This window comes from Streptomyces sp. NPDC005303 (assembly GCF_040607335.1).
Lineage (GTDB): Bacteria > Actinomycetota > Actinomycetes > Streptomycetales > Streptomycetaceae > Streptomyces.
Window position 1 is genome coordinate 1 of record NZ_JBEXGM010000037.1, and the last position, 12991, is coordinate 12991.

Annotated in this window: 11 protein-coding genes and 5 pseudogenes; 12 read left to right on the top strand and 4 right to left on the bottom strand. The window is 69.4% G+C overall.

Annotated features, from left to right (window positions below; genetic code table 11):
- Positions 1 to 315: 315 nt before the first annotated feature.
- Together ABZT93_RS34360 and ABZT93_RS34365 are read left to right on the top strand one after the other, a co-directional pair.
- The gene (locus ABZT93_RS34360) at positions 316 to 1134 is read left to right on the top strand and encodes a hypothetical protein (protein ID WP_356112078.1); all 819 of its coding nucleotides are present in this window, start codon (positions 316 to 318) and stop codon (positions 1132 to 1134) included.
- A 46-nt stretch (positions 1135 to 1180) separates the two neighbouring features.
- Positions 1181 to 1498, top strand: coding sequence for a hypothetical protein (locus ABZT93_RS34365; RefSeq protein ID WP_356112080.1), 318 nt, complete (start codon positions 1181 to 1183; stop codon positions 1496 to 1498).
- A gap of 48 nt (positions 1499 to 1546) precedes the next feature.
- Here the strand turns inward: ABZT93_RS34365 and ABZT93_RS34370 are convergent.
- Both ABZT93_RS34370 and ABZT93_RS34375 read right to left on the bottom strand, forming a co-directional pair.
- Positions 1547 to 1660, bottom strand: a pseudogene (locus ABZT93_RS34370) (integrase); the annotation flags it as partial.
- A gap of 38 nt (positions 1661 to 1698) precedes the next feature.
- Positions 1699 to 2412, bottom strand: a pseudogene (locus tag ABZT93_RS34375) (IS256 family transposase); the annotation flags it as partial.
- 218 nt (positions 2413 to 2630) lie between these two features.
- On the opposite strand from ABZT93_RS34375, the pseudogene ABZT93_RS34380 reads away from it, so the two are divergent.
- The 6 genes and pseudogenes from ABZT93_RS34380 to ABZT93_RS34405 all read left to right on the top strand — a co-directional run.
- Positions 2631 to 3191: pseudogene (locus ABZT93_RS34380) on the top strand (ISL3 family transposase); the annotation flags it as partial.
- A gap of 194 nt (positions 3192 to 3385) precedes the next feature.
- Positions 3386 to 4072 (top strand): transposase, encoded by a 687-nt coding sequence (locus tag ABZT93_RS34385; protein WP_356112081.1) that lies wholly within the window; start codon positions 3386 to 3388, stop codon positions 4070 to 4072.
- A gap of 38 nt (positions 4073 to 4110) precedes the next feature.
- Positions 4111 to 4821: pseudogene (locus ABZT93_RS34390) on the top strand (IS256 family transposase); the annotation flags it as partial.
- Positions 4822 to 5025: 204 nt separating this feature from the next.
- Complete coding sequence (locus ABZT93_RS34395; protein WP_356112083.1) at positions 5026 to 7407, top strand: tetratricopeptide repeat protein; 2382 nt, start codon at positions 5026 to 5028, stop codon at positions 7405 to 7407.
- Between the two features lie 795 nt (positions 7408 to 8202).
- A complete protein-coding gene (locus ABZT93_RS34400; protein WP_356112085.1) occupies positions 8203 to 8541 on the top strand; it encodes a hypothetical protein in 339 nt (112 codons plus the stop codon).
- Positions 8542 to 8861: 320 nt separating this feature from the next.
- Positions 8862 to 9854: a GNAT family N-acetyltransferase gene (locus tag ABZT93_RS34405; protein WP_356112086.1), complete on the top strand. Its 993-nt coding sequence runs from the start codon at positions 8862 to 8864 to the stop codon at positions 9852 to 9854.
- A gap of 112 nt (positions 9855 to 9966) precedes the next feature.
- Here the strand turns inward: ABZT93_RS34405 and ABZT93_RS34410 are convergent.
- Positions 9967 to 10095, bottom strand: a pseudogene (locus ABZT93_RS34410) (IS5/IS1182 family transposase); the annotation flags it as partial.
- Positions 10096 to 10231: 136 nt separating this feature from the next.
- Here ABZT93_RS34410 and ABZT93_RS34415 point away from each other — a divergent pair.
- The gene (locus ABZT93_RS34415; protein WP_356112088.1) at positions 10232 to 10627 is read left to right on the top strand and encodes a histidine phosphatase family protein; all 396 of its coding nucleotides are present in this window, start codon (positions 10232 to 10234) and stop codon (positions 10625 to 10627) included.
- A 17-nt stretch (positions 10628 to 10644) separates the two neighbouring features.
- Positions 10645 to 10782, top strand: a complete 138-nt coding sequence (locus ABZT93_RS34420; protein WP_356112090.1) for a hypothetical protein — start codon at positions 10645 to 10647, stop codon at positions 10780 to 10782.
- Between the two features lie 81 nt (positions 10783 to 10863).
- Here the strand turns inward: ABZT93_RS34420 and ABZT93_RS34425 are convergent.
- Positions 10864 to 12059, bottom strand: a protein-coding gene (locus tag ABZT93_RS34425; RefSeq protein WP_356112092.1) for an IS3 family transposase whose coding sequence is annotated in 2 segments (ribosomal slippage) — positions 10864 to 11774 and positions 11774 to 12059 — 1197 coding nt in all. Because the reading frame shifts where the segments join, the coding sequence is not laid out codon by codon here.
- Between the two features lie 9 nt (positions 12060 to 12068).
- Between ABZT93_RS34425 and ABZT93_RS34430 the strand changes: the two genes are divergently transcribed.
- Together ABZT93_RS34430 and ABZT93_RS34435 are read left to right on the top strand one after the other, a co-directional pair.
- Entirely contained in the window at positions 12069 to 12191 is a 123-nt protein-coding gene (locus tag ABZT93_RS34430; RefSeq protein WP_356112094.1) for a hypothetical protein, read from the top strand.
- Entirely contained in the window at positions 12188 to 12859 is a 672-nt protein-coding gene (locus ABZT93_RS34435) for a TIM barrel protein (protein ID WP_356112096.1), read from the top strand. The genes ABZT93_RS34430 and ABZT93_RS34435 overlap by 4 nt, the downstream gene beginning before the upstream one ends.
- Positions 12860 to 12991 lie beyond the last annotated feature (132 nt).

A 12991-nucleotide genomic window follows, 5' to 3' on the forward strand; every position in this document is an offset into this window, starting at 1 on the left:
GGAGTCCGTCACCGAGGGCCACCCCGACAAGATCGCCTCCAGCCGACGGCCGCAGCAGCGACACCGACTCCGGCCGCCGATCCATCGGCCCCGTCGCCAACCTCTGTGGGTAGAACACCTAGTGCTGTGACCGCATAGGTTCGCCGGGTCGGGGGCCGTGGCGGTTGAAATGGGCGGTGACGTCCTCATCGCTCGCCTCCACCGTGCAGACCGCGCCCTCATCTGCGTGGTCTGGCGGGGTCCACCGACAGAGGTACGACCAAGTAACCCTGGAGCGGGCTGTGTTGTGGAGAACCATGGCCTAGCTTCGACTGCATGATCTCCAGACATCGCAGGGCCGCTTTGGCCACTCTGCTTACCCTGGCCCTGTCTGCGCCGCTTTTGGGCGCCACACCGGCCGCCTCCGCCAACGCCGCGCAGGCCGCGCCCCAAGTCCCGTACAGCAGCGGGTTAGAACTACCGTCCCCTACCGGTCCGTACCCCGTGGGCCGCCGCACCCTGCACCTGGTCGACCTGAACCGCAACGATTCATGGGTGCCGACGGCCGGTAACCGGGAGCTGATGGTGACGGTGTCCTACCCGGCACGCTCGGCGAGTGGATTACCGGCGGCATACATGACCGACGAGGAGGCGCAGCTCCTCTTGGAGGCGAGGGGGCTCGGTGGTGTCGTGCCCCACGAGATGGTTGCCGGGGCGCGTACCCACGCGTACGTGGGCACTCGCCCGGCGCCAGGGCGTTTCCCCCTGGTGCTGCTCTCCCCGGGCTTTTCGATGCCGCGCACCACACTGACCTCGCTCGCTGACGATCTCGCGAGTCGAGGCTACGTCGTCGCCTCGGTGGACCACGCGTACGAATCCGTCGGCACTGCTTTCCCCGAGGGCCGGATGCTGACCTGTGTGGCCTGCGAACGGGTCGACACTCCAGAGGAGCAGGCGGCTGTCGTGCGCGGCCGGGCCAAGGACATGTCCTTCGTGATCAGCGAGTTGACCAACGGCCGACAGGCCGGGGCGCTGTCGCATGTGATCGCCCCGAGCCGGACCGGAATCGGCGGGCATTCGATCGGGGGTGCAACCGCGGCGGCAACCATGGCCGCCGACCGTCGTGTGCGGGCGGGGTTCGTACCTGGACGGTGACTTCTTTCTGCGCCCTGCCGCGGCAGGGCTTGGCGGGCGCCCGTTCATGATGCTCGGCGCCGAGTCCACCCACAGCCCCAACAGCCTGACAGCCGACTGGCCTGAGGCGTGGAACAACCTGAACGGCTGGAAACGCTGGCTGACCGTGGCCGGCGCTGAACACTTCTCCTTCACGGACCTGCCGTATCTGGCCGGGCAGTTGGGCCTGTCGGACCCTGCCATACCGCTGTCCGGAGAACGCGGGTGGCGCATAACCCGCGACTACGTGGCAGCGTTCTTTGACCTTCACCTGCGGGACATATCGCAGCCGCTCCTCAATGGCCCCAAGGCCACGCATCCGGAGGTCGCATTCCAGCAGCCGTGACCTGGCGCCCGGTAGCAGTGCCGCGACCGCGTAGGTTCGCCGGGTTGTTCACGCCGGGGCTTTGAGGGGCCGTCCGCCCCAGCGGATCCCTTTTTCGCTGCGGATGCGGGCGCGTTCTTTGCGTTCGGCGGCGAGGACGTCGCGGTGGCGGGCGTTGGCGTTGGGGTGTGTCAACTTAACGGCTGATCTTGGTTGTTGGGTTATCGCTGGTCGGTGGGGGTCAGGCGGCCGTCGAAGGCGATCTGGAAGGCGTTCAGGGGTGCCTTCCAGCGCATCGTCCAGCGGCGGCGGCCCTTGCCGGTCGGGTCCAGGCTCATCAGTGCCATGTAGACGCACTTCAACGCGGCGGCCTCCGAGGGGAAGCGGCCGCGGGCCCGAACCGCCTTGCGGATCCGGGCGTTCACACTCTCAATCGCGTTCGTGCTGCAGATGACCTTGCGGATCTCGACGTCCAAGGACAAGAAGGGCACCATCTCGGCCCAGGCGTCGGACCACAGCTTGATCACGGCCGGATACTTGGTGCCCCACTTCGCGGAGAACTCCAGGAACCGTTCGGTGGCGGCGGCCTCGCTCGGCGCGGTGTAGACGGGCTTGAGATCCTTGGCGACCTTGTCCCAGTCCTGGCGGGCGCAGTAGCGGATGCTGTTGTGAATCAAGTGAACGATGCACGTCTGGACGACCGTGCGGGGCCAGACCGTCTCGACCGCGTCCGGCAGGCCCTTCAGCCCGTCGCAGACGAGCATGAGGACACCTTCAACTCCGCGATTCTTCAGCTCGGTGAAGACCTGGAGCCAGTGCTTGGCGCCCTCGCCGCCGTCACCGACCCAGATCCCGAGAATGTCCCGGGTGCCCTCGACCGTGACGGCCATCGCAACGTAGAGGGGCCGGTTGGCGACCTTGCCATCGCGAATCTTGGTTCTGTCGACGATCTTGTGATCCGGAGGGCTGAGTACATTGCTCCGCCTGTGCGCGATCATGCATCGCGTGCTCTCATGATGTGCTCCTGGAGCTGTTTCCGTACCTGTCCGCGTTGCTGATCGAGGAGGTCGAGCGGCGGCCGGATCAGGTAGTGCTGAGAACGCGGGTGCGGGCGGCGACTGGCTCCTGTCGGTGCGGTCAGAGCTCGGCCCGGGTGCACGGTCGGTACGTACGCAGGCTGCGTGATGTCGCCGTGGGCGGCCTCGGTGTCGTGATCGAGTTATGCGTGCGCCGCTTCCGTTGCGAAAACCCTGCCTGCACTGCGGTGACGTTCGCCGAACAGATCGCGGGACTGACCACCCCGCACAGTCGGCATACTCCGCTGCTGCGCGAGGTGTTGACGCAGATCGGGCTGGCCCTGGCCGGCCGGGCAGGAGCCCGACTGGCGTCCGCGGTCGGCCTCACCATAGGTAGGGACACACTGTTGCGGCTGGTCAGGTCCCTGCCCGAGCCGGAGATCGGCAAGGTGGAGGTCTTCGGCGTCGACGACTTCGCCTTCCGCAGGGGCCGCCACTACGGCACGGTATTGATCGACATGGCCACCCACCGGCCGCTGCACCTCTACGACGGCCGCGACGGGGAGGACCTGGCTGCCTGGCTCCGCAATCACCCCGAGGTGAAGGTCATCTGCCGGGACCGTTCCAGCGGTTACGGGGAGGGCGCTTGGGTCGGCGCGCCGCAGGCCGAACAGGTCGCTGATCGCTATCACCTGTGGGCCAACCTCGGCCAGGCGATCGAGAAGACGGTCAACGCCCATCGCTCCCGCCTGGCGGAACCGACTCCAGTACGGACCAGCAGCCACGAATCTCCCGCGGCGGAGCACGAGGTGGTGCAGCCCCCGAAAGGACTGAAGATCGTGGCCCGGCTGCGTGAGCAGCACGCCGCCATCCATGAGCTGTGGGAACAGGGATGCCGAAGGCGGCGATCGGCCGGAAGCTCGGATTGCACCAGGCGACCGTCCGCAAGCTGGTGGGCGCCCGCTCCGCCGACGATGTCGTCGCCAAGAGCCTGCAGCGGGCACATATCGTCGACCGGTACGTCGGTCACTTGCACCGGCGCTGGAACGAAGGCGTCCGAAACGCCGCCCAGCTCTACCGGGAGATCCAGGAACTCGGCTATCCGGGCGGCGAGTTGGCTGTCCAGCGTCACCTGCGGCGCTACCGGACCGGGCGCGGACACGCACCCGACCCGGGACCCAAGCCTGCGTCGGTCCGCGAGGTCACCTCCTGGATCATGACCCACCCCGAGCACCTGCGGGACGAGGACGCCGACAAGCTGCACTGGCTGCGTGAGCGCGATCCCGAACTCGACCGGCTCACTCTTCATGTCAGGAAGTTCGCCGCGATGATGACCAGCCGCCACGGTGACCGCCTCGAGGACTGGATCACCGACGTCGAACGGGACAGCCTGGCTCCGCTTGCGGGCTTCGCCCGCAACCTCCGCCGCGACTTCGACGCCGTCCGCAACGGCCTGTCCCTGCCCCACAGCTCCGGCGCCGTCGAGGGCAACATCAACCGACTGAAAATGCTGAAACGCCAGATGTTCGGCCGCGCCAGCCTCGATCTCCTTCGCAAACGCGTCCTGCTCACACGATGAGCTTCGACCGTCCGGATCACAAGATCGTCGACAGAACCAAGATCCGGGACGGTGAGGTGGCGAACCGGCGCATCTATGTGGCCCTGGCCGTCACGGTGGAGGGCCGGCGGGAGATTCTCGGGCTGTGGGCCGGTGACGGCGGTGAGGGTGCCAAGCACTGGATGCACATTGTCACCGAGATCAAGAACCGCGGTGTCGGCGACGTGCTGATGCTGGTCTGCGACGGGCTCAAGGGCCTGTCCGAGGCGGTGGAGGCGGTCTGGCCGCGGACGATCGTGCAGACCTGCGTCGTCCCTCTGCTGCGGAACTCCTTCCGTTATGCCGCCCGCCAGGACTGGGACAAGATCGCGCGTCTGCTCAAGCCCGTCTACACCGCTGCGACCGAGGAGGCCGCCCTGGACCGGTTCGCGGAGTTCGCCGATGCCTGGGGCAGGAAGTATCCGGCGATCGTGAAACTGTGGGAGAACGCCTGGGAGGAGTTCACCCCCTTCCTGCGGTTCGATACCGAGATCCGCCGGATCGTCTGCACCACCAACGCGATCGAGTCGGTCAACGCCCGCATCCGGCGCGCGGTCAAAGCCCGGGGACACTTCCCCAACGAGCAGGCCGCGTTGAAGTGCGTCTACATGGCGATCATGTCCCTCGACCCCACCGGCAAGGGACAAGCCCGCTGGACCATGCGCTGGAAAACCGCCCTCAACGCCTTCGACATCACCTTCGACGGCCGCCTCTCCGCAGCCCGTCACTAACCCTCAACTACCCCAGTTACACCACTCGTTTGACAGTCCCCAGCTGCCGCCTGGTCCGCCGATGTGACGGTTCGACAGCACCGGCCGTGCCCCCAGGCTGAGGGGCCCGCGGCCGTCGCCTGGACGTACTGGCTCTGAGGCTGGGCTGGTGACGGAGGTGGATGGGGCACTGCCAGACTGGGGTGACCGGGATGAGGGGGAATCATGCGGCGGCGTAACGTGGTGATCGTGCTGGCGTCGGCGTCGAGTCTGCTGTCGGTGCTGCTCGCGGTGGCGGTGAACGTGGCGACCGGTGGCACGCTGCCGGGGCCGGTGGGCTGGCTGAGGGGGCTGGCGTGGCCGCTGGTGGTGGTGCTGGCGTTGGTGACGGTGGGCTTCGCGGTCTGGCAGCAGCGTGTGGCGGAGGCCCCGGCAGATCCTGCGGCGGGCGGTGGCGGGACGCTGCGCTGGGTGGCGCCCGCCGAACTGCCCGTGCCCATCGGTGATTTCGCGGGGCGGACGGCGGACCTGCGGGAGCTGCGGCGGATCGTGGCGGCGCGGAAGCGGGTGGTCGCTGTCGTCGGCGCGGCGGGGATGGGGAAGTCGACGCTCGCGATCAGGCTCGGTCATGGGATACGTGACAGGTATCCGGACGGTCAGCTGTACGTGAACCTCGGGGCAGGCCGGGGGGATCGGGCTGATCCGGCGGCGGTGCTGTCGCGGTTCTTGGCGGCGCTGGGGGCGGGGGAGGACGAGCAGCGCGGCGGCGTGGACGACCTCGCGGTCCGGTTCCGGAGCCGGACGGCGGGCCGGCGGCTGCTGGTGCTGCTGGACGATGCCGCGGACGCGCGGCAGGTGCGGCATCTGTTGCCCGGCGGGGAGCGTTGCCTGACGCTGATCACCAGCCGGAGCGTCCTGGCGGACCTGCCTGAGGCGGCGGTGATGGCCCTAGGCGAGCTTACCGAGCAGGAGGCGGTGGCCCTCCTGTCCGGGATCGTGGGCTCCGACCGGGCTGGCGCGGAGCCCGAGGCGACGCTGTCCCTGGTTCGGGCGTGCGGGCGGCTGCCGCTGGCGGTCCGTATCGCCGCCGCCCGGCTGCGGGCCCGCCCGGGGTGGGCGGTGTCCGAACTCGTGGCGCGGCTGGACGATGAGCGGCACCGCCTGGACGAGCTGCGGGTCGGCGACCTGGCTGTACGGGCGAGCTTCGAGGCCGGGTACGCGGCGCTGCCCGAGCCTGACCAGGCCCTGTTTCGCGGCCTTGGCGCGTATGCGGGGGCGTGGATCACGGCGGAGTCCGCCGCGGCGGCCGCGGGGTGGCAGGTGCAGCCCGCCCGCCTGGGGCTCGAACGGCTCGCCGACGCGCAGCTGGTCGAGCCGGGGGCGGCGGGCGGCTACCAACTGCACGACCTCATCCGTCTGTTCGCCGTCGAACGGCTGGCCCGTGAGGGCGGCCCGGAAGCTCGGAAGCAGGTCCTGCGGCGCCTCTTGCGGTGGTACGAGGATGCGGCCGGGCCCGCGTCCGCCCGCTGGGACTCGTCTGCGCAGGCCGATTTCGCGGCGGTCATCCGCACTGCCACCGAAGCGGGCCTGGACGCCGAGGCGTTCCGGACCGCCAAGGCGCTCGACCCAGCCCTGTGGAACCAGCCGAGCCAGCTGCCGCGCCTGGCCATCTGGACCGATGTGCTGGATGCCGTACGTCGGCTGGGCGACGACCGGGCGACCGCCGACGCTCTGCTCAGGCTGGGCCAGGTCTACGACCACGAAGGCCAGGTCGAACACGGGGTCGACCTGCTGCGGCAGTCCGTCGGGCTGTGGGAGCGGGTGGGTGACCCCGCCGCGGCCACCGACGCCCGCCGCGAACTTGGCAATCTTCTGCGTCACGCGGGCCACTACGCCGAGGCCGCGGAGCACCTGGAGGGCGCCCTGGCCGCCTACCGCGCCCTCGGCCACTGGCCAGGAGAAGCCCGTACGCTGCGCAATCTGGGCGTCCTACACCTCGTGCGGCGAGAGCCGCAGAGGGTGATCGACTATCTCGAGCCGCTGCTGGCGACGATGGCCGGCCAGCCGGATCCGGACGAGCCGTTGGCCCTCCCCTATACCCAGCTGATCCTTGGCAACGCCTACTCCCAGGCCGGACGCTTCGCCGAAGCCCTGCGGCTGCTGGAGGCATGCCGTACCGCATACGAGCAGCTCGGCAACCGCACAGACATGGCCGGCAGCCTCCGCGCACTCGGCTACCTCGCCTACGCGCAGGACCAGTACGCGCAGGCCCTGGCCCACCATCGCGCCGCCCTCGTGATCTACGAAGAGGCGTCGTACGCCACCGGCATCGCAGAGGCATGCCAAGCCGTCGGCAACAGCCTCCTCGCCCTGGGCGACGTACCGGCCGCCGCCGACGCATTCCGCCGGGCCGTCGCGACCTACCGCGGCCTCAGTGACCGCACGCGCCTCGGCATCGCCCTGCTCCACCTCACGCGCGCGCACCTCGCCGCCCACCAACCCGCCGAGGCCGCCGCCTGCCGCGCCGAGGCCGACACCCTCCTCGCCGGCACCGAGCTCCCGGACGCCGCCGAGGCCCGCGCCCATCTTCCGGCACCGGGCGCCTGAAAGTCCCGCAACTTTGTAGGGCAGGTGCCTGGGGCAAGCACGCAACGCGTGCGCTCTCTGCCATGGCACGGCGTCTTGAAGGACCGGCGCGGCCCGGACACTGATCGAACCGGGCCCTCCCGGCTCACTCCTGGCCCGGCGCTCACTGGGCTTCCCCACTCGCTTGAGGACTTGATCAAGTGAGGCGAGGAGTAGCGCTGGTCGTTTTCAAGAATCGCCGTCAGGTGTGTGCGTTTGTCCTCCGCCCGCCGCGGGCACCGACGAGGTCATCGGCCACACAACGTCCGACGTCGTCGCGGCGGTGAGTCAGCCGGTCGACGTCGCACTGTGGTCGCCTGGGAACCTCCCTGCCCTGGCGGCTCTGGTCGGTCCGCAGGGGTCGGGCTTGCTCCCGAGCGACTCACCAGCAATTCATGGGCCAAACTCTCACGGAGAATGCTCTTGCGGTCGAGGTGTTCCACCTGCGGATACACGGTCTCGAGGATGCGCCAGGCGGGGCGGCGTGGTGTGGCCCGAGCCCTGCGGCCGGTAGGGGCTCCACCGCCGGGCGGTCCGCTTGACTGCCTGTCGAGCGGGAGCGGGCGGCGGGAGCAGGCCCGACCCAGAGGGATCAGGCGTGGGGGATCGCCGGCTATGCAGTGTGAGAAGGAAGAGGAGGCTTCACGCAGGCCCGCCCGCCGACGTGGCCCCACGTTGGCTCCGTGGTAGCAAGACTGGGTGCGGGTGTGTCCCCCCCCGGGAGCGCGGCCGCTCACCGGCATGACGTCGGGACGCGGGCGGGCAATGGGGGAGCCGGTGGAGATCGTCACCCTGCCAGTGCGAGTGCTGGCCGAGGCGGCGCCGCGGATGTGGCTCGCGGTCAGCGGAACGCTCGCGGCCCCCACCCGCGACCCGCTTCACCAGAGGCTGCGTACCTGCATTGATCAGGGCTACCTTGAATTGTTTCTCGACCTGCGCCAACTTCGCTGCGCGGACACCGGCGATGCCGCCCTGGCCTCCACCTTGTTCGCACTCGGCTCTGGCGTGCGCTGCCATCTCATCGGCGCCCCCGCCGAGATCTGCGAACACGGCGCCGGGGTCCCGGGCATCGTCCTGCACGCCCGGCTGGGATCCGCCTGGCGAGAGTGGGAGTGAGAGCGCTCCGTGTCATGACCGTCGGCGCGTTGATCCCCGCAGCGTCCGGCCCGGGCCCGTTCGCGGCCCGGTACACAGGATCGGAACGATCTGGTGGCAGGCCGGTAACGGGGACCGTGACGGATCCAATACGCCATCACCGGTTGACGATTCGGGGCACGGGGGCCGTTGAGACGAGACAAAGGCAGCCTGAACGAGATTTCCTCCCAGCTGACGGTCATGCGCCGGAAAACCGGGTCAAGTGTTTGTCCGGCTCAGCCTATGCTCGCTGAACAGCGGAAGCCGCATGTTCCACGTGCCGGGAGGTCTTCGAGGTGGGGATGAACCACGGCAGCGGCCATGACCCGGTCGAACCTCCTGCCGGCTACGTCTTCCAGCCGTACCGTGGCCACGAAGACCATCACGCCATGGCCGCTGTGCGGCTGAGCTGCCTGGAGCGGGATCGGATCGACGCCCACTCGGTTGTCGAGGGACTCCCGACGGCGGCTGAAATCGCCGAATCATCCGCTCAGCTGGTCGACCCATCAGACAATCAGGTCCTGGTCGTGCACCGCGGGGACGTCGTGGGCTACACGACGGTCAGATGGTGGCGGGAACGGGACGGGACGTGGCTGTACCGGCACCGCGGCTACCTCCTCCCCGATCACCGTGGCCGGGGCGTCGGCTCGGCCATGCTGAGGTGGGTCGAAAGCCGCATCCACCAGCTCGTAGGGCAGCAGGGAACCGCCCAGGCGGCCGTGTTCGGCGCGAACGCCACGACCACCGAGGAAGACGCGACGGCGCTGCTGCTCGGATCCGGCTACCAGCGTGTCTTCAGCGTGATCGAGCTGGAATTGGCCGATCTGGGACGGCTGCCTAAGCCCGGCAAACAACTGCCGGCCGGGATCATCTTGGGCTCCGTCGGGCCAAGCGACTACCACGCCGCCTGGAAGACGGTTGTCGATTCATACGCGGATTCCGCTTCTGTCCCGCAGTGGACGTTCCAGGACTTCCTCGCCGAGGCGGACGCGACCTGCTGGAGGGCCGCCTGGCGTGGAGAGCACATGGTCGGCGTCGCCCTGTCTTCCATCCGTCGGCATGACCGAACTGTGGGCGAAGTCGAAGAACTGAGCGTCCAGGCGCACTGGAGGCGCCTGGGGCTTGGGCGGGCCCTGCTGCTGGAAGGGCTGCGCAGCCTCCGCGAACAGGGAGCAGTGTCCGCCCGCTTGTTCACCGGGTCCGCGAACCCCCACCGCTCGTACGACCTCTACGAAAGCATGGGCTTCCAGCGCCGCAACGAGTACGTCCGCTATCGCAAAGCGCTTCACGGCTGAGTCGACCGACGGCAGTCCTTGTCCCTCTTGCGTCGTGGACGGAGCAGCTTGATCGCCCGGACAGGCTTGGCGTGAAGCGTCCTGCGGGCGCCTCTCACAGGTCAGGCGGTTAGGGGGCGGAGCCGTTGGTTGGCGCCGGCTTCCTCGGCCAGCTGGGGGTGGCGCCTTTGCGGGCCAGGCGGCGGGTCATGAGGGTGATGGCTGCCCAGGTGATCAGCGTCTCGGAGTGCTGGATGAGCCGTGCCCGGCTAGTGCTCTGGCCGGGAAGGTTCGCCGGGTGCTGAGTGCTCGCTCCTGGGGTTGCGGTCACGACGGTGTGGCCTCGAGCGCGGGTATTTCAGTGGCCGGCTGTCGTGCCGAACCGCCACGCTGCGAGCATGACTGTCTTCTATCTGGTGCAGCACGCTGAGAAGGAACGCCAGCCCGGTGACCCGGGGCTGACCGAACTGGGACGACGGCAGGCAGCCAGGACTGCCGATTGGGTGCAGCACGTCGGTGTGCGCGCGGTCTTCAGCAGCCCCTTGCGGCGCGCTCGCGAGACCGCGTGGTCCATAGCTTCCAGGACTGGCCTGCGCGTTCGAGAGGACGGCCGCCTGCGCGAGAGGATGAACTGGGACGGATCCCGGCCCATGGAAGACTTCCTGGCGGACTGGGCCGCCACGGTGAAGGACCGGAACTTCGTTCCTGCTTCCGGTGACTCCTCTCACGATGCCGCAGAGCGATTTCGCTCCTGCCTCGACCTGACCAAGAGCTGGGCCCTGTCGCCCTGGTGACGCATGGCGGGGTCACCGTGGACCTGTTGCGTACCTTGATCGGTGATGATGCGGTGCCGGTCGAGTTGATGCAGCGCGGCGTGCCCTCCTGCGCGATCACCACGCTGGATGACCTGTCCGTCGTGGAGATCGCTTCGGTTGCGCACCTGGAGTGACCGAGTTGCCCGTTCCGCCTGGTGACACACAGTCTGCTGCAGTAGGGATCAAGGGCCTTCACCCGGAATCTTGGACACGGGCTATGCGGCTTGGGCCAGGGTAGTTGATGTTGTGTCGAGTGCTGTCTCGTAGGCGATGGGACTGCGTTGTCCGAGGCGGGAGTGTCGGCGTCGGGTGTTGTAGCGGTTGAGCCAGCGGAACGCGTCGAGACGGGCCTCGTGTTCGCTGGACCAGCGCTTCCGGCCCTGAAGCGTCTCGCGTTTGAACGTCGCGTTGAAGGACTCGGCGAGCGCGTTGTCCGCCGAACTGCCGATCGCGCTCATGGACTGGCGGACGCCGGCCTGGCGGCAGGCGTCGGCGAAGGCCCGGCTGGTGTACTGGGCCCCGTGGTCGGTGTGCATGACCGTCCCGGCGAGGCTGCCGCGGGTCCGTTCGGCGGCGGACAGGGCGTCGGTGACGAGGTCGGTGCGCATGTGGTCCGCGATCGCCCAGCCGGCCAGGCGGCGTGAGGCGAGGTCGATGACGGTGGCCAAATACAGGAACTTCCCGCCGTCCAGCGGGAGATAAGTGATGTCGCCGACGTACTTCGTGTTCGGCTCGGTGGCGGTGAAGTCGCGGCCGATGAGGTCCGGGGCCTTCGCCGCGGCCGGGTCCGCCACCGTGGTGCGGTGTCTGCGACGCAAGCGCACGCCCGCCAGCCCGGCGCCCCGCATCACCCGCGCGATCCGCTTGTGGTTGACGCGCTCGCCCGCCTCGCGGAGCTCGGCGGTGATCCTGGGGACGCCGTAGGTGCCGTCCGACTCGCGGTGCACGGCCCGTATCCGGGAGGCGAGGCGGGCGTCGGCCGCCTGCCGGGCGGCCCGGTCCGCGGCCGTCCGACGCCAGTAGTAGAAGCTGGAGCGGGCGATGCCCAGGATGGCGCACAGCCGCTTCACGCCGTAACGGCGCTGATGGTCGGCGACGAACTGGAAGCGGTTCACCAGCGCGTCTCCCCGGCGAAATACTTTGCTGCCTTCCGCAGGATCTCGCGCTCTTCCTCCAGCTCACGGACCTTCTTCCGCAGAGCGGCGTTCTCCGCCTCCAACGGCGCCGGCGGCTCGGTCGGCACCTCCGCCCGGCGTCCACGCGGCCGGCTCGCGCCGGCTGCCCGCACCCAGTTCCGAAGGGTCTCGGGGTTGATCCCCAGATCGGCGGCGACCTGCCTGATCGTCGCCTCGGGCCGCGACTGGTACAGCGCGACCGCGTCCGCCTTGAACTGCGGCGGATAGTTCTTCATGAGGCGATCGTGGAGGCCTCCGGCGCCACCCCCATCGGCGCCGCCCGGATCCGCCGCGTCATCGCCGACGTGATGGCAGACCTGGGCACCCTGCGCGAGCAACTGCTCGACGGAAAGCTGGCCACCGCGTGAGCGCCCCCCGCCCCGCAGGCGCCGCCGGGCCCTTCGCGCCCTGCCTCAACCCGGCCACCGTCTCCGGCATCCCGCTCGAGCAGTTCCTCGCCCTGGCCGCGGGCGCCGGCTTCCCCATGGCTGAGGTCTCCATCCAGCAGGCCCAGGCCCAGGCCCACGACGCCGACCCGATGCGCGACCTCCTGCAGGAGCTCGGCGTGAGCGTGGCGGCCGCGAGCGGCATCCTGCCCGCCGGGCCCGTCCTGCCCGCCCCGCTGCTGGTCGCCCCGGACACCTACCACGCCTGCCTCGACGGCCTGGACCAACGGCTGGAGACCATGGCCGCGCTGGGGTGCACCGTCGCGACCACCGTCCTCAACCCCCGCTCGCCGCTTCCCACCGCCAAGGCGCTGCATCTCGCACGCGAGCGGATCGCCCACCTGGCCCGCTCGACCGCCGCCCACGGAGTACGGCTCGCCGTCGAGACGGTCAGCGTCCATGCCGGGCTGCCGCCCGAGCTGGACGGCCCCCACCCCGTCCTTGGCACCCTGCCCGAACTCGCCGCGCTGCTCGACGAGACCGGCGCGGACGGCGCCGGTGTCCTGGTGGACTCCTTCCGCTGGGCTGCCGCCGACGCCGACCCCGCCCACATCACCGCCCTCGGACCGCACCGCATCACACACGTGTAGATCGCCGACCTCCCCAACAGCCAGCAACCGGCGAACCCGCCGACAGCCAGCGGCTGTTCCCTGGCGACGGCCAATTGCACTGGCCGGCCTTCGCCGGCGCCCCCACCCAGGGGCCGGGTACGCCGGGCCGGT